Source organism: Corallincola spongiicola (genome assembly GCF_004284785.1).
GTDB lineage: Bacteria > Pseudomonadota > Gammaproteobacteria > Enterobacterales > Neiellaceae > Corallincola > Corallincola holothuriorum.
Map to the genome: position 1 here is coordinate 127,130 of NZ_SHLY01000001.1, position 20,012 is coordinate 147,141.

General features: G+C 47.9%; 19 protein-coding genes. 10 read left to right on the forward strand and 9 right to left on the reverse strand.

From position 1 onward, the window contains the following. The first annotated feature begins 12 nt into the window (after window positions 1-12). Window positions 13-777, forward strand: coding sequence for an Imm49 family immunity protein (locus EXY25_RS00600; protein WP_165419208.1), 765 nt, complete (start codon window positions 13-15; stop codon window positions 775-777). A gap of 1 nt (window position 778) precedes the next feature. Continuing rightward, complete coding sequence (locus EXY25_RS00605) at window positions 779-1,264, forward strand: hypothetical protein (protein WP_130565345.1); 486 nt, start codon at window positions 779-781, stop codon at window positions 1,262-1,264. A gap of 45 nt (window positions 1,265-1,309) precedes the next feature. Here the strand turns inward: EXY25_RS00605 and EXY25_RS00610 are convergent, their stop codons facing one another. From EXY25_RS00610 to EXY25_RS00640, 7 genes are all read right to left on the reverse strand, one after another. Further along, on the reverse strand, window positions 1,310-2,467 hold the full coding sequence (locus EXY25_RS00610; protein ID WP_130565346.1) for a glutathionylspermidine synthase family protein: 1,158 nt from the start codon (window positions 2,465-2,467) through the stop codon (window positions 1,310-1,312). Beyond that, window positions 2,467-3,060 (reverse strand): DUF1190 domain-containing protein, encoded by a 594-nt coding sequence (locus EXY25_RS00615; protein ID WP_114338493.1) that lies wholly within the window; start codon window positions 3,058-3,060, stop codon window positions 2,467-2,469. Before EXY25_RS00615 ends, EXY25_RS00610 begins: the two co-directional genes overlap by 1 nt. Window positions 3,061-3,072: 12 nt before the next feature. Further along, a complete protein-coding gene (locus EXY25_RS00620) occupies window positions 3,073-3,477 on the reverse strand; it encodes a DUF350 domain-containing protein (RefSeq protein ID WP_213014108.1) in 405 nt (134 codons plus the stop codon). Between the two features lie 90 nt (window positions 3,478-3,567). Further along, window positions 3,568-4,224, reverse strand: coding sequence for a YjfK family protein (locus EXY25_RS00625; RefSeq protein ID WP_130565347.1), 657 nt, complete (start codon window positions 4,222-4,224; stop codon window positions 3,568-3,570). Next, entirely contained in the window at window positions 4,221-5,306 is a 1,086-nt protein-coding gene (locus tag EXY25_RS00630) for a potassium channel family protein (protein ID WP_130565348.1), read from the reverse strand. Before EXY25_RS00630 ends, EXY25_RS00625 begins: the two co-directional genes overlap by 4 nt. 15 nt (window positions 5,307-5,321) lie before the next feature. Next, window positions 5,322-6,008, reverse strand: coding sequence for a PspA/IM30 family protein (locus EXY25_RS00635; protein ID WP_114338496.1), 687 nt, complete (start codon window positions 6,006-6,008; stop codon window positions 5,322-5,324). A gap of 12 nt (window positions 6,009-6,020) precedes the next feature. Then, a complete protein-coding gene (locus tag EXY25_RS00640) occupies window positions 6,021-6,449 on the reverse strand; it encodes a YjfI family protein (RefSeq protein ID WP_114338497.1) in 429 nt (142 codons plus the stop codon). 192 nt (window positions 6,450-6,641) lie between these two features. Here EXY25_RS00640 and EXY25_RS00645 point away from each other — a divergent pair, with 192 nt between their 5' ends. The 8 genes from EXY25_RS00645 to EXY25_RS00680 all read left to right on the forward strand — a co-directional run bounded on the left by EXY25_RS00645 (window position 6,642) and on the right by EXY25_RS00680 (window position 18,156). Continuing rightward, window positions 6,642-6,908, forward strand: a complete 267-nt coding sequence (locus EXY25_RS00645) for a DUF6471 domain-containing protein (protein ID WP_130565349.1) — start codon at window positions 6,642-6,644, stop codon at window positions 6,906-6,908. Window positions 6,909-7,027: 119 nt separating this feature from the next. Further along, a complete protein-coding gene (locus tag EXY25_RS00650; RefSeq protein WP_130565350.1) occupies window positions 7,028-7,753 on the forward strand; it encodes a hypothetical protein in 726 nt (241 codons plus the stop codon). A 5-nt stretch (window positions 7,754-7,758) separates the two neighbouring features. Then, window positions 7,759-8,403, forward strand: a complete 645-nt coding sequence (locus tag EXY25_RS00655; protein WP_130565351.1) for an OB-fold-containig protein — start codon at window positions 7,759-7,761, stop codon at window positions 8,401-8,403. Between the two features lie 55 nt (window positions 8,404-8,458). Beyond that, entirely contained in the window at window positions 8,459-10,519 is a 2,061-nt protein-coding gene (locus EXY25_RS00660) for a flotillin family protein (RefSeq protein WP_246019466.1), read from the forward strand. A 145-nt stretch (window positions 10,520-10,664) separates the two neighbouring features. Beyond that, window positions 10,665-16,037, forward strand: coding sequence for a DNA repair ATPase (locus EXY25_RS00665; RefSeq protein ID WP_207232081.1), 5,373 nt, complete (start codon window positions 10,665-10,667; stop codon window positions 16,035-16,037). Then, complete coding sequence (locus tag EXY25_RS00670; protein WP_130565353.1) at window positions 16,037-16,738, forward strand: phospholipase D-like domain-containing protein; 702 nt, start codon at window positions 16,037-16,039, stop codon at window positions 16,736-16,738. Before EXY25_RS00665 ends, EXY25_RS00670 begins: the two co-directional genes overlap by 1 nt. An 88-nt stretch (window positions 16,739-16,826) precedes the next feature. Next, window positions 16,827-17,234: a hypothetical protein gene (locus EXY25_RS00675; protein WP_114338625.1), complete on the forward strand. Its 408-nt coding sequence runs from the start codon at window positions 16,827-16,829 to the stop codon at window positions 17,232-17,234. Window positions 17,235-17,787: 553 nt separating this feature from the next. Then, window positions 17,788-18,156: a hypothetical protein gene (locus tag EXY25_RS00680; protein ID WP_130565354.1), complete on the forward strand. Its 369-nt coding sequence runs from the start codon at window positions 17,788-17,790 to the stop codon at window positions 18,154-18,156. 80 nt (window positions 18,157-18,236) lie between these two features. On the opposite strand, the gene EXY25_RS00685 is transcribed toward EXY25_RS00680, so the two are convergent. Both EXY25_RS00685 and EXY25_RS00690 read right to left on the reverse strand, forming a co-directional pair. Beyond that, the gene (locus tag EXY25_RS00685; RefSeq protein WP_130565355.1) at window positions 18,237-19,088 is read right to left on the reverse strand and encodes a lipase family protein; all 852 of its coding nucleotides are present in this window, start codon (window positions 19,086-19,088) and stop codon (window positions 18,237-18,239) included. Between the two features lie 66 nt (window positions 19,089-19,154). Next, the gene (locus EXY25_RS00690; protein WP_130565356.1) at window positions 19,155-19,970 is read right to left on the reverse strand and encodes a potassium channel family protein; all 816 of its coding nucleotides are present in this window, start codon (window positions 19,968-19,970) and stop codon (window positions 19,155-19,157) included. Window positions 19,971-20,012 lie beyond the last annotated feature (42 nt).

Below are 20,012 nucleotides of genomic sequence, written 5' to 3' on the forward strand. Positions count from 1 at the left end.
ATGAAAAATGCTATGAAACTTACAAGTAATTTAATCAATCTAGAATTGGTAGAAAGAGATTTGCTACGAAGTCAGCGAGTGATGGATAAGTGGTTGGCGGACCCAGAGTTAAATACTTCAGAAAAAGGGCAGCATCGGGTGACAGTAGCAGCCAATAAACTGGGCTACATTAGCTATTTGAAAGAGAGCCCTATTATAGAAATAAAGAAGTACTTCTCCCTCGCTGGAAGTGCAGGGTTGGCTAAACATAATCTGCGAGAGTTAGATTTACCCATAGGTCAAACGCGAAGTGCATGGGGTTTTTACGAAAATTTAAATGTATTGATATGTTTTGCAACAGATGAAGAGCTTAGATTGGCTTCAGAGGTCAATTCGTTGAAATATGATTACCCTGGGAATGAGGAGAAGCCCTGGTTACTTGTGCGTTATATTGCAGTGCTTAAAAACTATTTGGCAGATAAACCAGTTTTAGATACAGAGCTGGCGGCATTGTTGGAGGAGTGTGAACTCCCCTCCCGAACTAAAGAAGAGCAGGTCTATGTTGTCCCCATGATCCGTGGGCTTGTGGCGTTGTTTCACGATAATGAAACTCAATGGCAAGAAGCCATTAGTGAATGCGTTGAACGTCACATTGATGAAGTGAAAAATGGCGACCTTAAGCAAAGTTATGATGGCTACTTTTCTATGCCAGCTTTAGCTTTAGCTAAGTTGGGTTTAAGCAAAGGATGGAAGCCTAGCGTTGAATCTGTTTATTTACCCGTGAGTTTAATTTCCTAATATGAAAGACCATATCGCATTTTATCTTATCGACGAAGCCGACTATCCCAACGAGTTAATCGGCTCGGATGAGGAGAAGCTGACCGAATTGGTTTGTCTCACTCAAAAACACGGCATTTTCCAGAGTGAGCTGGAAGTTGATCGTGTTGCCTTTATGTTTGGGTTGGAGGCTATTGGCGCTTGCTTTGGTGTAAGAGAGCTTATTGCCACATTAACATTTAATTATTCACCGATGAGTCTCTTAGGGACTTCCCCAGAAACTAATGAGGCTTTTGGATTTATCAATAAAGTGATGTCTAAGGATCTCTTTGCAGCCCTTGAGAGCCGATTTAGCGGAACAATGGATAGTGTTGAACCAATTCTAAATGACGACTACTACAAGCGAACGTCAAGGGATCTTGTGGAGCGGATATGTAAGATCTACTTAGAAGTTTTATCTGTTGCTTCTGCTAAAGGGCTTTCTGTTGCAGTGCTTCATAATCAATGAACGTGACTGAACCTAGGTAGAACACCTGTTCTACCCATTTTGTATTCAACCAACAATCACATGGGGCACAAAACGGCTGGTGTCTTTGGTGATCAAACTATTATCCTCCCGTATCGTTAGGCCGGCAGCTTCGTGGCCGACCACCCAGCTACCGATGAGGGTAAAGCTCTCGTTAAAGCGGGGCAGGGGGCTGAGAGATTGGTAGATATAGCCCTCTTCACCGTACTCACCGCCGACGGCCAGTGTGGGTTTGCCATCTTCTATCAGTGAGATATTTGCGCCTTCACGGCTAAACAGTGGCTTTTTACAGTAGCTGTTGCCTAAATCGGCCTTTTGCTCACCTTCAAAATAGGATGGCAGCAAGTTGGGGTGACCTTTATGAAACTGCCACAACAGGGGCAATATCCCCTTATTGCTCAGGATCGCTTTCCAGGCGGGTTCGACAAAGCGGGTTTTCGATTTTGCTAAGTAATCACTGAAAGGATCCGTGAGCATCCATTCCCAGGGATAGAGTTTGAACAGGCAACTTATCTCGTAGTCGTCGAGATCGGTGAACTGACCTTTGGTGTTAACGCCGATATCTTCGACATAGATAAAGCGTGTCGCGAGTCCAGCTTGCTGAGCGCAATCTTCCAGATACTCGACGGTCGCCCGATCTTCGGTACTGTCCTGACAACAGGCAAAGTGCATTTCACCATCAGAGGGGATCTTTGCCATCTGGGCGATCAGCTTTTCCTGGATAGAATTAAACTGGTCCGTGCTACGCAGTAATGTGCCCGCTTTGACCTGATCTTCGAGCCAAATCCATTGAAAAAATGCAGCTTCGTATATGGAGGTTGGTGTATCAGCGTTGTATTCAAGTAGCTTGGCAGGGCCGTTGCCGTTGTAAGCAAAATCCATTCGCCCATACAGGCTAGGTTCTTTGAAGCGCCATGAATCAAGAATGAGTTGCCACTGATGCTTGGGGATCTGGAGTTTTGTTAGCCAATACTCATCGCGAACAACTTGCTCAACCAGATCCATGCAGAGCGCTTCTAGCTCGTTGGTAGGATCTTCAAGATCCCGTTCAATCTGCTGGAGCGTGAATTGATAGTAGTGGTTTTCGTCCCAGTAGGGTTCGCCATCAATGGTATGAAAGTCGAACCCATACTGGTTAGCACGTTGCAGCAGATTAGGCCGCGGTGCACAGGCGATACGTAGCACTAACTACCCCAGCCGCCGCGAGCAGCTGTTTTAGAACCAAAACCACCACGGCTGACCGTCGCGGCTTTTTTGCCATACTGGCCAGAACTGCGTTTAATTTGGCCGGAGTTATTTGGTACGGTAGTCATGATAGAGCGCGGTAATTTACTGGCTCGGCCAGTGCTGCCGTAGCTGCCTACCGGATAGTTATTACTGGTACGGTACATGCCCCAGTCGTCACGTGAACGGTATAAGGGGCGTGAATAAGCGCTACGATAATAGAGGCTATTGCCTACATCGCGAGCGATCATCGACATCATGTAACCAGCCATAAAGGGCTGCCAAAAGCCGCTGCTGCGTGATGGCTGGCATTGCTCTGCACCAAAGTCCATTTCACAGTTGTACCGGCTATCGTAGCGTGGTGCTTCCAGTTGGTTTGCCGCTACTGCTTTTTCGTATTGATACTCGCAATCGCTGGCTTCAAACAAGCCGCTGGCCTTGCACTCTGCCACACTTTTAAAAGTAACGATCTCTTCTTGTGGCTCGCTACAGCCTGTCACCATGCCGCCAGCGAGTCCCATCAGAGTAAGTTTGACTGTACGGGAACGTTTCATTTTGACGCTCCTCTAGTAGGTCATACAGGCAGCGTTCAAAATACCGGTTGCCAATGCGCAACAACCAAGGAATACACCCGCAGGCAGCTCATTGGCAGTTAGGCGCTCAGTCAACCGCGGCATATAGAAGCGGACAGTAAAGTAGGTTAATAGCTGAGTTACCATGGCTACGCCACCCCAGATAATAAAGTCGATAACGCCCACAGAGTTGATGGCTGCACTGGCAACAGGGATGGTGAAACCCACGACGGTTAGACCAAAAGCAACTGCCGCTGCACTGTTGTTTTCGCGCATTAAGGTCCATTCACAGTGTGGTGTTGCTTTGGTATAGATGGCGGTAAACAGCAGGATCATTACGTAGCCGCTGACGAAATAGAGGGCAAAAGCAGGTAAACCCTGAAGGGATTCCATAAACATAGTTATTCGCTTCCTTAATTGTTTAAATTTGACGCTGATTCTTGGTGTTATAACGACCGGATATTGTTTATCTAGGCCGTTGGGTTATCTTTAGCTGATCACTCTAAATTGCGACGGTGATAGGTTGACGCCAAGGGCGTAACTAAGCATGCGCTCATTGTCACCGCTCTCCTCGGCATTAATCAATAGCAATTCGTTGATATCGTCGTTAATGCCTCTTTCATACAGCATACAGAAGTTATCAACGCTATAACGTTCGCCGGCTTTGTTTTCTACCTTTTCAGTCATGGCCACGGGAGGCACATTACCGTCGTTATCGCCAAAAAATACCCGTTGGAATTCGCGGTCACTGTGTTGAAAGATCGGGGTACCAATAAAGTCGGCGGCGATCACTTTTTCCCACTCCGCTTTGGTTGCGATGGCGTTGCTCTTATCGTAAACAAACAGCAATACATCTTCGACATTATGTTCAGTTTCGTCGCCGCTGTAGTTTATCTGGATAAAAGCATCGTCGCTGGTGTAGTAACGCAGCATATAAGACCCTGCGCCAAGAGAGGTACGGCTAATCGCTTCAATTAATTGCGTGTCGCCCGGAAACTCCATCTTTAATTCGTCACCGAGTACGCGAAAATCCAACGAGCTTAGCTCTACGGCACAACCCAGGTGCAAACCAAACAAGCCTTTTTCTGGCTGCTTGGGTGCTTCCTCTTGCTTCTTTTTACCGAACAGATCTTTGAAAAAACTCATGATGCTTTCTCCGGGGCTAATGCTGACCAGTTAACGCTCGACTCTGCTAAGCGTTGGGCGGCAATATAATATAGCGTTACGCCTGAGCTGAGTGGTTTGTTCATCGCCGGGTTGATCTCCACTTCGCCTTGAGTGCTATGGTCGGCCACGGCAATCAGGGTGGCATCATGTTGCTGTTTTAGGTAGATAAATAGCTCGCCAAAACTTGCGGTCGGTGCATTAACTGGAATAGTTAATGAAAACTGCGTGGCACCGTCGAGCGTATTCATCAGTTGTTCAAATACTCGGCTGGAGCCGGGATCTTGCATGGAACGTGTCAGCAGTTCAGCCTCGCGTGAGGTACTGACCTCAATATGGGGATAAGCCGTTTCTACTAGTTGCGCCATCGATTCACTTTCAAAGTAAGCGCAGACATGGGTGGAATCTGGCTGAGTCAATGCGCCAACCCTTAAAGCGATGGCCAAAGTCTCTTCGTCACTGTCGCCATCAATTATTACTTTATCCGCTTCTTCAATTCCAGCTCTCTGCAATGAACTAGGTTCAGAATAGCTTTCAACGCGAATAAAGTTAACTTCAATACGGTCAGGGCAGGGGTGTTCCATCTCATCTGTCACGCACAGAAGGATCTGACGTTGTTGGCGATTTTTATCACCCAGTATCAGTTCGATAATCTTTAGTGTCTGCATCGGCGTCCAGCCGATCAACACAATGTGATTAGACAGATGCCCGAAATCACGTTCACCTTTCATGGTTTGCTCCCACATTAGCGAGATAGTAGTGGCAAGTTTGCCGATAAATGAACCGAATAGACCTAAACCGAGGGGGATAACCCACAGTGTGACAGCCCACATGCCAGAGGTACTCTCTGGCGAATAATCGCCGTAACCTACGGTAGATATGGTGACCATAAACCAGTAGATATAACGGCTGAGGTTTTCGGTTAATGCGGTTTCGCCTGCCAAATAAAGCAAGGCATAAGAAGTGACTGCGTGACCAACGACAAGGCCGGCAAGTGCCGGCCAAGTTAGTGAACGCAGGTGTTGATTGAGGCGCAGGCTAGCCCAGCGCAACCACCACTGCATGGTAATCGTCCTTTATTAGCCTGCTTGTTTTGCTTTCAGTCGCTCTAACACAGAGTTAGCTGAGGAAGTAGAACTACCGATCCCAGCGTCCTTGAGTTTCTTCTCTAGTTCATTGCCGTCGTCAGATAACTCTTCCGCTGCTTCAAGTTTAGCTTGCTTCTCAGCTTGCTTATTCTTGATGCGCTGCAGTGAATCTGCGGCATTGGCTACTTTTGAATTGGCATTGATACTGGTTGCAGCGATCTGCTCTTGTGCTTTTTGTACTGCTTCGGTCGCTTTCACCTGCGCCAGTTGACGCTCCATTTCCGCTAACTGTTTCTTGCTTTTAGCGATAGTGGTTTCGATACGGGCAAAATCAGCCTTAATTGTATCCAGATGCGCTTTGTCTTCAGTGAACTGAGTTTCCAGCGCTGCAATTTTTTCTGCCACTTCGCCAGCCAAGGCTTCATCACCTTTGCTTAGGGCTTCTACGGCAAAGTTTTCATATTTGCTGATCTCTGCTTGCAACTTGTCCACCTTAGATTCAGCCAGTTTTTTCTTACCTGCTAAATCAATACGGCTACGACCGGCTACGTCCATTGCTTGGCGTGCGTCGCGGATATGCTGCTCCAGCAAACGGATTGCTTGAGCGTCGGTAAATTCTTCTTCCATCTCGGCTTTGATAGCACGACCGAAAGTAAACAGTTTCTTAAATAAACTCATGATAAATTCCTCTTATTCGGCTGCAGGGTGACGGGCAATTTGATCTTCACACGCTTCGGCAACGGTTAATACGTTATCTGCCAAGCTAGTGAGTTCCAGCATTACGTTTTCTATGGTTGATGTCGCACTCAGCGCACCAAATAGGACGTAATGGTCCTCGCCGTTAATGGTTTCAATGGCAACGGTAGAAAGCGGCAGGTACTTATGGTTGCGAAGGAACTCATCGTTCAACGCTACCTTGTCCTTAACTACTGCAACCGGAAACAATACAGACTCCATCAACATCTGATCTTCAGAGATGCTGATAACGACGGGCAGGTCACCCTGCTCATGCATGGTGGCTGCCAAGCAGTCGCCTACCAAAGATACAGTTACCTCTCCAGAAGTAATCGCATCAAGTTCGTACATCGCGTCTAATAAAGTTTGTGTAGTCCAGCTCATGATTCACTCCGTGTTATGGGGGCTGGCGAACCAGCCACTTAAGGATGTTCTCAAAAATAATAAATGTCAACTATATTCAACATTTGTTTTGTTTTGTTGCTTTTTGGTTCGTATTGACCAATACTCGTATCATTCACAATATGTAATGATTGAGCGCGCAAATATGCGCGATGAAATTACTAAGGAAACACTATGACAACAGATACGCCTCCTGCGTTCGATTCTGTTATTAAACGCCTGGTGAGAACCATGATGGCGCAAAGTGGTATGACGTACGCTGAACTGAGTAAACAGTTATACCTGCAGTTCGGAACGACACAGTTGGACAATAATCTGAGGTCGAAGGTTAACAAAGGCAAGATGTCTGCGGATCTTTTTATTCAAATTTTGTCTGTGTGCAAGTTTTCGGTGTCACCTGAGATAGTTAAGCAGGTGATAGAGGCGACGCGTAGAGCTTAGGTCAGTTGTGTTAGTTGGAATTTGTTAGAGCTTGTTCATAAAAATAGTGGGTGTAAAGAGCAGTTAGGCGCCTAATTCTGTATATTCGCGCTTTGGTTCAAAACTAAGGGATTTTTGTTTTGGAATTAACCATCACTGACGAACAACATCAGCAAGTATTAGATGCTGTGACTCTGCATAAAGAGCGCTTAAAAGAGAGCCATTACGCAGAGAAATTTATTATAGCGACAGCTGAAGCCACGGGTACCGAGCCCGTATTCGTTGAAAAGATAGTAAAGCGAGTGTTAGCTCAGCGAGAGCCTGGAGTACCGCTTCATAGACAGTTGCGCAGGTTGTTTTTTAGACAGCATAAGCCATTGTATATCGTATCTATTTCTTTATTTGTGTTGGTCGCTGGTTATTTTTTCTATCAACCTCTTTGGAATAACCTAGCGCAACAAGCCGAACATGAAACTGCCAATACTTTTTTAGCTGAACACTATCAAGCCAATCAGATTGCCCATGCTTATAGTCAGTTGGCTGTCGTAAAGCTCATGGTTTCGACATATTTTCTCGAAAACGATCAGTTTCCTGATGATTTACAAGAGCTTGGTTTTGATGTGAGTCAGTTGCCTAACGACCCAGTTATTCATGATATCTATCTTGATGATAATGGCGAAATCCGAGTTCAGTTTGAAAAGAGTATTGGGACCAGCCTTGAAGGAACTAATCTCGTGATGTTTTTGACTCCGGTACTGAAAGACTCCTGGAATGGCGTTCAGTTTGATTGGCAATGCAGTACCACGATTAAAAACATTCAGGTGAATTATTGCCTTCATAACGGCATGCTTGTGTATAAGGGATAAATGATATGGATATTTTCTTAGCTACCTTGCTGCAATTCCCTACGGTTATCTATACCGTCCTGTTGGGAGTCATGCTTTGCTACTGGATCGTTGCGGCCCTGGGAACGGTGGATGTTGACGTATTAGATATCGACATTGATGTTGATGCGGATGTCGGCGCCCTAGAAGGTTTTGCCGGATTGCTACTGAGACTGGGGTTGGCGGGTGTGCCTTTAACTGTCGTGCTGACAGCGATTGCACTCACAGGCTGGAGTATCTGCTACTTCTCCATGTTGCTGGTGATTAATCCTTTGTTTTCGTTCTCTGGTGTATTGCAGTGGGTATTAGGTGCCGGTGTAGCCATGGTGGCTTTTGTTGCCTCCATTTTTATCGCCGCGCAAATCGTTAAGCCTCTGCGACCTTTGTTTAAGTCAGCGAATGCGACATCTACCAACGATTTGGTAGGTTCAAAAGTAGTTATACGCACCTCAAAAGTCACCCCTACATTTGGCGAAGCCACATTGGAAGATGGTGGCGCGGGCATGGTGTTGCGCGTGCGGGCCGACGAAACGCAAAACTTAACTCGCGGCGATATTGTCGTGATCCTCGAATACCTGCCGGAAACACATGCCTATCGCGTGATGACAGAAGCAGAACTGTTTAAGCAATAACTCAATTTAGAAACTAATTTTCGTACAAATTTAATTTGAAAAAGGAATATTCAATATGCCTATAGATATGGGTCTAGCAATGGGTGTACTTACCATCATCGGTGTTATTTTTGGCGTCATATTCGTACTTGCGATGATGTTTAAGGCGTTTTACGAGAAGGTTCCGCAAGGAACAGCGTTGATTGTGAATGATATGAGTTCAACGCCAAAGGTGAAGTTCACCGGCGGTATGGTCATCCCCGTTATCCACAAGAAAGAGCTGATGAAGATATCTTTGATCACTCTGGAAGTGGATCGAAGAGGACGTGATGGTTTGATCTGCCGCGACAATATGCGTGCGGACATTACCGTGGCGTTCTACCTGCGCGTTAATGAAACCCAGGAAGATGTATTGAAGGTCGCTAAGGCGATTGGCGTAGAGCGTGCATCTGACAAAGCGGCGGTGAATGAGTTGTTTAACGCCAAGTTCTCCGAAGCGCTGAAAACCGTTGGTAAGCAGATTGAGTTTGTACGTTTGTTTGAAGATCGTCTGACCTTCCGTGAAAAGATTGTTGAGGTGATTGGTGATGATCTAAACGGTTACATTCTTGAAGATGTTGCCATCGATTACTTAGAACAAACACCAAAGAGTGCCTTAGATCCTACCAATATCTTGGATGCTCAGGGCATACGAAAAATTACCGAACTGACGGCAACTCAGAACGTGCAAACCAACGAGTTTGAGCGTAATGAAGAGTTGGCGATCACCAAGAAGAACGTAGAGACCAAAGAGTCTATGTTGGCGTTAGAGCGTCAACAAGCGGATGCCGAAGCGCGCCAGGCTCGAGAAATAGCTACGATCCAAGCACGTGAAGAAGCTGAAACCATTAAGGTCAGTGAAGAGGAGCGTCTGCGCTCGGAACAGGCCCGAATTAAAACACAGCAAGATCTCGATATTCAGGAAGAGAACCGTAAGCGTGAAGTCGAGATTGCGGTTGAAAATCGTCAGCGCGCCGTAGTGATTGAGAAAGAAAAAGTAACGCGGGCGCAGGATTTGGAAGTGGTCTCCCGCGAGCGTGAAGTTGAGCTTGAGCGTATCGCCAAAGAAAAAGACCTGGAAGTTGAGCGTACCAATATTGCTAACGTGACCCGTGAGCGTGTGGCAGTAGAGAAAACAGTGGCTGAAGAGGAGGAGCGTATCAAGGAAGTGCGTGAAGTTTCTGAAGCTGACCGCTCTAAGCAGGTGTTGATCTTAGAGGCGCAGGCGCAAGCCGAAGAGGAGCTGGTTAAGCAGGTTAAGCAGGCCGAAGCCGATGAAACCAAAGCTAAGCATAAAGCCGTTGAACTGAACGTATTGGCGCAAGCTGAACTGGAAGCGGCAGCGAAGAAAGCCGATGCGATGAAACGTATGGCTGAAGGTATTGAAGCGGAACGTGCGGCGCCAGGGTTTGCTGATGCCCGTGTGCAGGAAGCAAAAGCGGAAGCACTAGAGAAAGAAGGTGCTGCTGAAGCACAAGTACTCGCGAAGAAGATGGAAGCTCAGGCCCAAGGTGATGAGCAGCAAGGGTTGGCGAAAGCCCGTGTGATTGAAGCGCAAGCGATTGCCAAAGAGAAAGAGGGGCTGGCCGAAGCCAAGGTGCTGGAAGAGAAGCTGGGTGCGCAAGCCAAAGGCGACGAACAGCAAGGTCTCGCAGAAGCCGCCGCAGAAAAAGAGAAAGGTTTGGTGGCTGCCACAGTTATTCGCGAGAAATTGACCGCAGAAGCTGAAGGTTTAGTGGATAAGTTCAAGGCGATGGATGCCATGAGCGATCAGGCGCGCAGCCACGAAGAGTTCCGTATGCAGCTTGAGAAGCAGTTTGAAGAAGCGATTGCGTCTATCGGCGCGAGCAAAGAGATCGCCAAAGAGCAGGCTGAAGTTCTGTCAGCTGCGTTGTCGAATGCCAATATCGACATCGTTGGCGGTCAGGGCGAGTTCTTTGATTCGTTCGCCAAGTCTCTGTCTGTTGGTAAATCAGTTGAAGGGATCGTGGGTAAAAGCCCCGTGGTGCAGGAGCTGTTAAGCAAGGTGATGGCGCTGGGTGGCGGGAAAGGGGGCAAGAAACCTTCTAGCTCAACCTCATCAACCGATCTGTTGTAAGCCCTATGGCAAGCGTCTTTGTGCGGAGTTAAATCCGCATTAGGACGGTCAATATGGCTGGCCAGTTTCACCTGACGTCTCAGGAATACATCATGGGATGTCAGGGTGGCCAAACTGTTTCGACAGCACGCAGGGAGTACACAGGGTGCAGGATAAAAACCTAGATAAACAAGGCGCTGAAGCCGGTATCGTTGATAAGGCAGTGACCGAAGGTGGCGCTTATGAAGTGATCCGTAAGCGCTTGGAAGGGCAAGGGAAGCAGCTTCGAGAAGAAGTCGATGCTCTTAACCAGTCACGTATCAGTGAGTTTGGTAGTACCGAAATGAAAGTGCTGGGGCGTTTGCGTACCCGCACGGAAAATAACTGTATTGCCCAGGATATCGTCTGCGTTGGCGAACACCTGCTGTTTGGCTTCAATGTGTTTATGGGGCTAAAAAAAGAGACTCACATCAGTGATGTATTTGCTCTCTATCATTTCCAAAAAACTGCTGATGGCTTTGATTTAGAGCCCGCGCGCAGTGACGATACGTTTTTGGCCAATGCTGCCTTTGTGCGTGAGTTTAATGAACTGTACGCCTATTACAAAAACACTCGTTTGTCGCAGCTGGTGGTCAAAGATGGCAAGTTACTGGCCAGCTTCCAGATCGGCGAACGGGAAGAAGATATCCGTGTGTTTCGTTGGTCGATCAGTGCAGATGGCAAACGTGTAGAGTATATCGACAACCGTGGTGAGCGTGATATCGCCTTGCCATCGGCTTATGATTTTGAATGGCAGGCAACCAGTCGTGAGAATGCTGTTCATGGTAAACATCCTCACCTCAATATTCTCGATACCCTGTTTGTGGAAACGGTCGGTGGTGATCTGACCGTTAAGATAGAAGACAACACCGCGTCCGGAGAGGGGATCTACGCCGAAGCTGTGGTGGATCAGACCCAGTCGCTGGATGATGCCGATGTGTTTTATGCCGAGGTCGGCCACCTGATCCTGCTAAAAATCTTGCCTTATCGTGAAGAGACCTGGCGCTACTTGTTATTTAACAAGCTGACCCATGAAGTGTTGCGTGTCGATGCTATTGGTCAGGCATGTCGGCTGTTGCCAGAAAATCACGGCATTATTTTCCCTGGCGGCATTTATCTGGAGTCAGGCGGGCTTAAACTGTTTGATGAAGACATGACTGGCATGCGTTTCCGTCGTGTGCGCCGCTCGCCCAATGGCGAAGATGCCATGTATGTGTTCTACAACCCCGAGAACGCAACGATCGCCTTGTTTGCGTACAACCTGATCGAGAAAAGCCTGCAAGTGCCGTTACTTGGCCATGGTTACGCCATGCTCGATGATGGCACCATGGTGATTTTCTATGCCGAAGGGGATGAGCCAACCCGCGTGCATCCGATGCAGGTGTGGGAAACGCCCTATTGCAGTGATGAGCATGCCAGTAAAGCACCGGTGAAAGACAGCGTCTATGGCCGCATTGGCAATGCTGAATTAGTGCGTGCTATTTCCGATTTTTACAGTGTATGCCGTGCCGTAGATGAGCAATCCGTGTCGGCGCGTTTATATGATGAACTGTGCAAAAATACCTTGCGCCTGTTTGATAGCTACTACTGGTTGGACAATCAGGAAGTACAGGGGATCTCAGATCTGCTACACGAGATCGCCAAAACCAGTGAACTGGTGCTGGATGAGTTTGAAAAAGTAGAAAGTATTCGTCAGCAGTCAGAGTTGGCGATGGCTGAGGCGGAACAACAGCAAAAAGCGCTGCTCAAATCGATGAATGTCGATAGTTGGCACAGTGCTGAAGCTTTTGTTGATGCCCTCGATAGCATTCGCAAGCTGCGCGGTCACTTACTGACGATCCGTGACTACCGCTATATCAATACCCCACGTATTGATGAGATGGAGCAGCAGCTACAAGAAACCGGTGACAAGATATCACTGAAGACCGGCGAATTTCTCTCTTCAGCTGAAGCCATTGCCCCCTACCATGATCGTCTAGGGACGCTGGAACAGGCGCTTGCCGATGCGAATTCGATTGTAGAGCTGGAGGCACCTGTTGCCGGACTTGAAAAGATGGCTTCAGAGCTGGATCTGCTATCTGAGCTGATGACCAGCCTGAAAGTGGATGACGCACAGCAGCGTACCGCCATTGTTGAGGCTATCTCTGAGGTTTACGCCAAGTTAAATCAGAGCCGTGCCCGTGCCGGACACAAGCAAAAAGAGCTTGGCTCGGCAGAAGCTGTGGCTGAGTTTTCCGCGTCGTTTAAGTTGTTTTCTCAAGGCATTACCAATGCCCTGAGTGCGGCCACCACGCCGGAGAAGTGTGATGAGCAGCTGACGCGCTTGCTGGTGCAGCTAGAAGAGCTGGAGAGCCAGTTCAGTGAGCATGACGAGTTCTTGGCCGATATTCTTTCCAAGCGGGAAGAAGTTTACGAAAGCTTTGAGGCGCAGAAACAAGCGCTACTTGATGAGCGCCAGCGCAAGGCACAGAACCTGCAGGATGCCGCCAGCCGTATTCTCAGTAACATTCAAAAACGGGTACAGCGTTTCACCGAGCCTGATGAACTGAACAGCTTTTATGCCGCCGATCCGCTGGTGATGAAAGTACGAGAGATCAGCGAGCAGTTGCGCGGACTCGATGATCAGGTGAAAGCCGATGATATCGATGCCCGTTTTAAGATGGGTAAAGATCAAGCGCTGAAATCGCTGCGAGATAAGAGCGAGATCTATGAAGAGGGCGGTAACGTCATCAAGCTGGGACCACGGCACAAATTTAGTGTGAATACCCAGCCGCTAGATATCACTATCTTACCGCGTAATAACCAGCTTAATTTCCACCTCACAGGTACCGACTATTTCGAGCCAGTAGAAGATAAGCGGCTGGCTGAGTTGAGCCAATACTGGCAGGCGGATATCGAATCAGAATCTGCTGAGATCTACCGCGCTGAATATCTGGCTGGATTGATCCTCGATAGCGCTGATATGCATGAGCATGGCCTTACACCAGAGTTATTAAGCAGCGCTGCCAGTGAGCAAGAGGCGCTGGTTAAGATCGCCAGAGAGTTTGCTGCGCCAAGATATAAAGAGGGCTATCAGAAAGGGGTTCATGACCATGATGCTGCGCTGATCCTGGCCAAAGTGTTGCCTTTACGGCAAAGCGTCGGCCTGTTGCGGTTTGATCCGCTAAGTCGTGGTTTAGCGATTATCTTTTGGGCTAACAATCAGCAACAAGCTTGGGCGAAAAGCTGCCCCCAGCGGGCACGCTCGGCATTGACTATGCAAACCCTGTTTGCCAGTGGCGAAGCACTCGTTTTACTGGAGCAGGAGCTGCTGAGTCAGCTGAATACCTATCTTGAATTGCATACCATTCCGGTCAGCCAGAGCGACTGCCAACGTGCGGTGAGCTATTTGGTGCGTGAGCTGGCCAACGACAGGGTGGAGTTTGAAACCAGTAAGTACGCCCGTCAGTTGGCAGATGAGCTAAAGCAGTCTCTTAAAGCTGGCAAAGCGCTGCGCACATTTGAAGAAGCATTGCAGCAGTTGGTTGGCAAAGCGGGGGAGCGCTGGGCGTTAACCCACAGCTGGTTAACCGCGATGTTAGCGAGTAAGAAAGCAGGCGCCGCGGATACAGCGGAGGCATTAGCCGCCTATGTTCCTGAAGCCGTGGCGATCATTAACGCCGAAGAGAGAGTTTCCCGTCGTCACAGCGAAGCGGATCTTAATTTCAGTGTGGATGGCCTCTTGGGTGAACATAGCCGCATTGACAGTCAGTCACTGCAGTTGCGCTTGGATAGCTTCCTGACCAACTATCAGCAGCACAGAGATCAGTTTGTGCCGGCCTATCATGAGTACCTCAATACGCGACAGCAGGTGATCAGCGATCGTCGTAAACAATTAAAGCTGCATGAATTTGTTTCGCGACCACTCAGTTCATTTGTTCGTAACCAGCTGATTAATCAAGTTTACCTACCAATTATTGGCGATAACTTGGCGAAACAGATGGGCACCGTGGGCGAAAACAAGCGCACCGACTTAATGGGCTTGTTGATGATGATCTCGCCGCCCGGTTACGGTAAAACCACGTTGATGGAGTATGTGGCGAACCGGCTGGGTTTGATCTTTATGAAGATTAACTGTCCGTCGCTGGGGCATGAAGTGGATTCATTGGATCCCACGCAAGCGCCCAACGCTACCGCGAAGCAGGAGCTGGAAAAGCTCAACCTGGCGCTGGAGATGGGCAATAACGTGATGCTGTATCTTGATGATATTCAGCATACCCACCCCGAGTTCTTGCAGAAATTTATCTCCTTGTGTGACGGCACCCGTCGTATTGAGGGGGTATGGCGTAACGAATCAAAAACCTACGATATGCGCGGCAAGAAATTCTGTGTGGTGATGGCGGGCAACCCATACACTGAATCCGGCGAAGTGTTTAAGATCCCCGACATGTTGGCGAACCGTGCCGATATCTACAACTTAGGTGAGGTGCTTGGCGGCATGGAAGCGCCGTTTGCACTGAGCTATATCGAAAACAGTCTGACCTCGAATCAGGTGCTGCAACCGCTAGCAACCCGAGATATGCAGGATCTGTATCGTTTTGCCAAAATGGTGGAAACCGACACCATCAATACCAATGACCTTAGCCATAGTTATAGTGGCGCCGAGGTTAATGAGATCCTGGATGTGCTGCGTAAATTGATGGTGGTGCGTGATGTGCTGCTGAAAGTGAACAAGCAGTACATCGTTAGTGCCTCCCAGGCGGAAAAATACCGTACCGAGCCCGCGTTTAAGTTGCAGGGTTCATACCGCAACATGAACAAGATGGCGGAGAAGATCTCGGCGGTGATGAACGACGCCGAGCTAAAGCAGGTGATTGCTGATCATTATCTCGGAGAGGCACAACTACTTACCGGCGGGGCGGAAGAGAACCTATTAAAACTGGGTGAGATGCGCGGCACACATACCGATGCAGAAGCGGCTCGTTGGCAGCAGATCAAGGCCGACTTTGCCCGTAGTAAAGCGATGGGCGGCGACGATGCCGATACTGGCATGCAGGTGGTTGGACAACTGCACGACTTAGTTAGCAGCGTAAAAGGCGCGGCAGAACTGATGGTCAATAAGCCGGAAGTTGCGGATAGCGGTAGCGAGCAAACCTCACAAGCGATCGTTCAGTTGTCAAAAGAGCTGTCTCAGGCACAACAAGCGGCTAGTGATCGTCATATTGAAGTGGTTGAAGCACAGCATTCGGCATCTCGTGCCAAGTTCAATAAGTCGGCCCGCGCTTTTCTGACGTTGTCGAAGGTGTTCGCAAAAGCGTTATCCCGTGTTGAAGTGGTGAATCAGCCCATTCCTGGGTTAGAAAATCAGCTGGCGACGCTAACTCAGAGCTTGCAAATTATCGCCCACTCGTTGGCGCCAGATGATAACGATCAGATCCAGATCTTGTTGCGTAATATTGGCAAGTTGGAGCATGAGTTAGCCGCGCTTAAAGGCGGTAAGCAGAGTGCAGAGGATGCATGATGAGTGAGTTAAGCGTATTAGAAAAACAACTGATTGATAGCTTCGATGATCTTAAGCTCAGTGACAGTGAGCGGGCGGAGCTGAAGGAGCTTGCTCGACCATTAAGCACAGATAAAGTGAGCTTTATTCGCAACAGAGCGTTTGCTATTGCCCGTGACAAAATTGCTACGGCTAGTGGAGATGATAATGCTGCTGAAGCGTTGTCGGCGCTTGGTTGGCTGGAGCGGGTGGTGAAAACCCTTGATCAGGCCACGCGCAAACAAGCGATCACCTCGGGAGCGTATTTCAGCCCAGGCACGGCTTGCATGAAGAAGATCGTTGACCTTTGTCATCAAGCCAAGCGCAACATTGATATCTGTGTCTTTACTATCTCAGATGACCGCCTCAGTGCTGCGATTAAGAAAGCCCATGATCGCGGCGTGCAGGTGCGGATCATCACGGATAATGACAAAGCCAACGACAGTGGCAGTGATGTCGACCGGTTAGCTAGACAGGGCGTGCCGTTACGTATGGATCGCACTGAATATCATATGCACCACAAATTTGCGCTATTTGACCGCGGAACCTTGCTTAACGGCAGTTTTAACTGGACCCGCAGCGCGACAGATAAGAACGAAGAGAACATTTTGGTGACGGACAGTGAAACGCTATGTGCTTCCTATCTGGAACAGTTTGAGCGTTTGTGGCAAAAGTTCGCCTAATATAGCCTGCTATTGATATGGGCGGGTGAGAGTTGATTGAAGGTAGCAGTAAATCAAAATGAATAAACAGAATTCAGGAGAAGAAGCGATGCGCGGAGCAGGCGGAACCAGCGGTGGGGTGGGGCAATTCTTTATTGGCTTGGTAATGATGTGTGGCGGTTTTTATATGCTGTTTAATGCCATTACAGTGCGTTCCAGCTTTGGTATGCGTACCTCTCTATACTCCTTTGGCTCAGGCTGGGGGATCACCAGCGGTATGGTGATGATCCCGTTTATCTTTGGTATTGGGCTTATTTTTTACAACAGCAAAAATATCCTTGGTTGGATCCTCACCATCGGCTCACTGGTGGCGCTTATCTTTGGCGTGATCTCCTCGATAAACTTCAGCATGCGTACTATGACCTCATTCGATCTCATTGTGATCTTAGTGTTGTCCGTTGGTGGCGTAGGCTTGTTTTTGCGCTCGCTAAAAGGGCTGCCGGAAGTAAGTGAATAGTACTCGATGATAGGCTAACTTATCGCGATACAAGGGCACTATCTAAGGTGCCCTTTTTTTCTGGTTGCTCATGGGTTCTCTCTGTTACAGCTGTGGTTACCCATTTTCATCTCAGTCACACACTCTTTACTAAGGTGCTTGAGCATCGTTTCTTCGTTTCACCGAAATAGCTGGCTTTGTGTTATCTAGCTTCTACCGTCGAATTCGTTAGCGTACGGATCAATTCACTCTCAATTAACACTACTCTTTTGACATCTGTTACGGCGGCTGATTTTTGGTGGTTAGATAGGTTAAATGAGGCTGGGAGGGCTTAATCTAGTTGTTTGGCTGGTAGGAGGATTAGTTACTTGTGCGCTTGTAACTTATTGAATTAAAAGTGTAAAAAATCCTGACACCAAAAATAGATTTAACTAAATTAGTTTGTTTATCATGTTGTTATGGAGAACGTCGTCAAATGGTTGTTTTGAGGCATTCTATTTAATATTAGCTTGCTATAAGATGCGTAAAAATTAAGCGTTTTGTAACAAGAAAATAACAAATAGGTGAAGTAGCTATGACGTATTGGCGAGTAGTAGTATTCTCGGCTCTTATAGCAGTATTGACGAGCGGTTGCGCAACCCAGCCGCTGGATCTTGGCCTGAAAGGCGAGTGGCAGATCACTTTGCTTGATGGCAATCACTACCCAGCAACAATTCAACAGCTAAGCATGGATCGTGTACAGATTAACTGTGCGAGTTTAAAGCTGTCTGGTGAGTATGAATTCCATGGTAGCGCATTGACGTTGGCTAAAGCTGATACCGCACGAGTAAAATCCGCTTATTTTGAAAAAAATAGTATGGGTAACTGGACGGTGATGTCTGCTAGAACCGATACCTATTTGATGCCACACCTGCTCGGCGCACAACTCGTCCGCATAAACTGAGTATGCTTGTCACTCGGGGAGGGCAAATGTGTGTTACTCCCTGAATTTGGCAATGCCTCTGTCGATAAGCTGCCATCGGCTTAGTGCTTATCAAAAAAATCTTTTCTACGAATATATTTCCCCATGTCATGGTAACTGATTGGCATCATGAGCCAGCTGGTTAAGCTTTTGACCAGGCGAAAGTGCTCAGAGACATTTTCGTAAATCTTATCGTTATGCAGCCATAGCATCCGCCCAACATGCCAGTAAAGTCCGGGAATAGGCGGTAAAAAAGTCACAATATCGATATCACAGCAGATCCTGTACGTACGTTTATGCAATAAGTACTGCTTTTTGAAGCTCCATGTGCCCGTGCCGGGCTGACCGAACGTGATCACTCGTTTTACCTTGGTTGGATAGCGTCTTTCTAATCTATCTGCGGCCAAGATGGCCATAGAGCCACCAGAGGAGTGCCCGGTGAGTGTAATCCGTTTACCGTCAGCAATGAGCGGTTCAAGAACTTGTTGGAGCCGTTCATATACGCTGACGTTCCGCTCTTTTTCTGCGTGATCCCGAGGCACGATTTGAGAGCCGGGTGGCGTCGGCGGCAATAGGGAAGGTTCGGTGGCATATTTTGCCAACGGACTGGGTTGCTCCAGTAATCGAGAGTAGCCCCAGTGGACGCGATAGCTTGCACCTGGATATGTTCGTTTTACTGGAAATAGTGCCAGATTAGTTAGCCAATCGGTTAAGTGGTAAGTCCCTCTGAACACCACGACAACTTCTCTTTTTTCTCCCCACATGACCCGAATTGATACTTGACCACTTAAATCGCGGATAAGGCAGTGGCCTTCAGTATTGAACCCGTAAGCGGTGTGATCAAAGTCTGTCGGGTAGGACGCTTGGCACAGCAGTGCATAGCGCTCGTATTGATAGCTTTTTAACTTTTTCAAAGGAGAGTTCTGTAGCTACTAATACCCCCAGATTAACGTCGAGATGATGATGTCTTCGTGGCAATTTTACGACATTTTTGTTTCATCACTTTTAGGCGACGACGCGGATGCTGATGTTGCGTTATTATTTTGCTGAGCAATCACTGCTTGCAGTTCGTTTAGCTGTACTTGGAGTGTCTTGATGTCATCACGCAGATTTGTAATGGCATGCTGATCCTTGCGCTCCTCATCCTCCTCCAGTAGCCAGGATGCAACAAAACCGGTAAAGGTACCGAACAGTCCAACACCCGCGACCATCAACATAGCGGCGATAATACGCCCACCGATAGAGACAGGGTAATAGTCACCGTAACCCACCGTTGTTATCGTCACAAACGACCACCACAACGCATCCGCACCGGTTTCTACATTTGCCCCCTCAACTCCCTGTTCCAGTTGTAAGATGGCGATTGCAGCAAAGATAATCATCAGCAGTGACACGGTACAAACGAGAGTAAAAGAACTCTCTGTTTTATGACGCATGGCGTAGCTGATGAGTACTTTTGTTGAACGTACTGCTCGCAGAATACGCATCACCCTGACGATGCGTACGACGCGGGCATAGCGGAGCGGATCGATCATTGGGATACTGGAAATAAAATCTATCCAACCCCATTTCATAAACTGTTTTCGGTTATCAGCACGGTACCATCTAATAAAGAAATCCGTCATAAAAATCAGGCAGATAGCGTTGTCGGCGATATCGAGAATATCGACAACTTCTGCTGGTAGTTCGAATAGACTTTGAATGATCAACGCGAGTAAGACATAGAATGACAAAGCCAAAAGGGCTAATTGAAAGCTGCCAATAGGCTCCTCATTTTGTGATGGTACTTCACTCATTGTTCGTGTCATTCCAATTTGATTTCAGCAGCACGTCGTGCG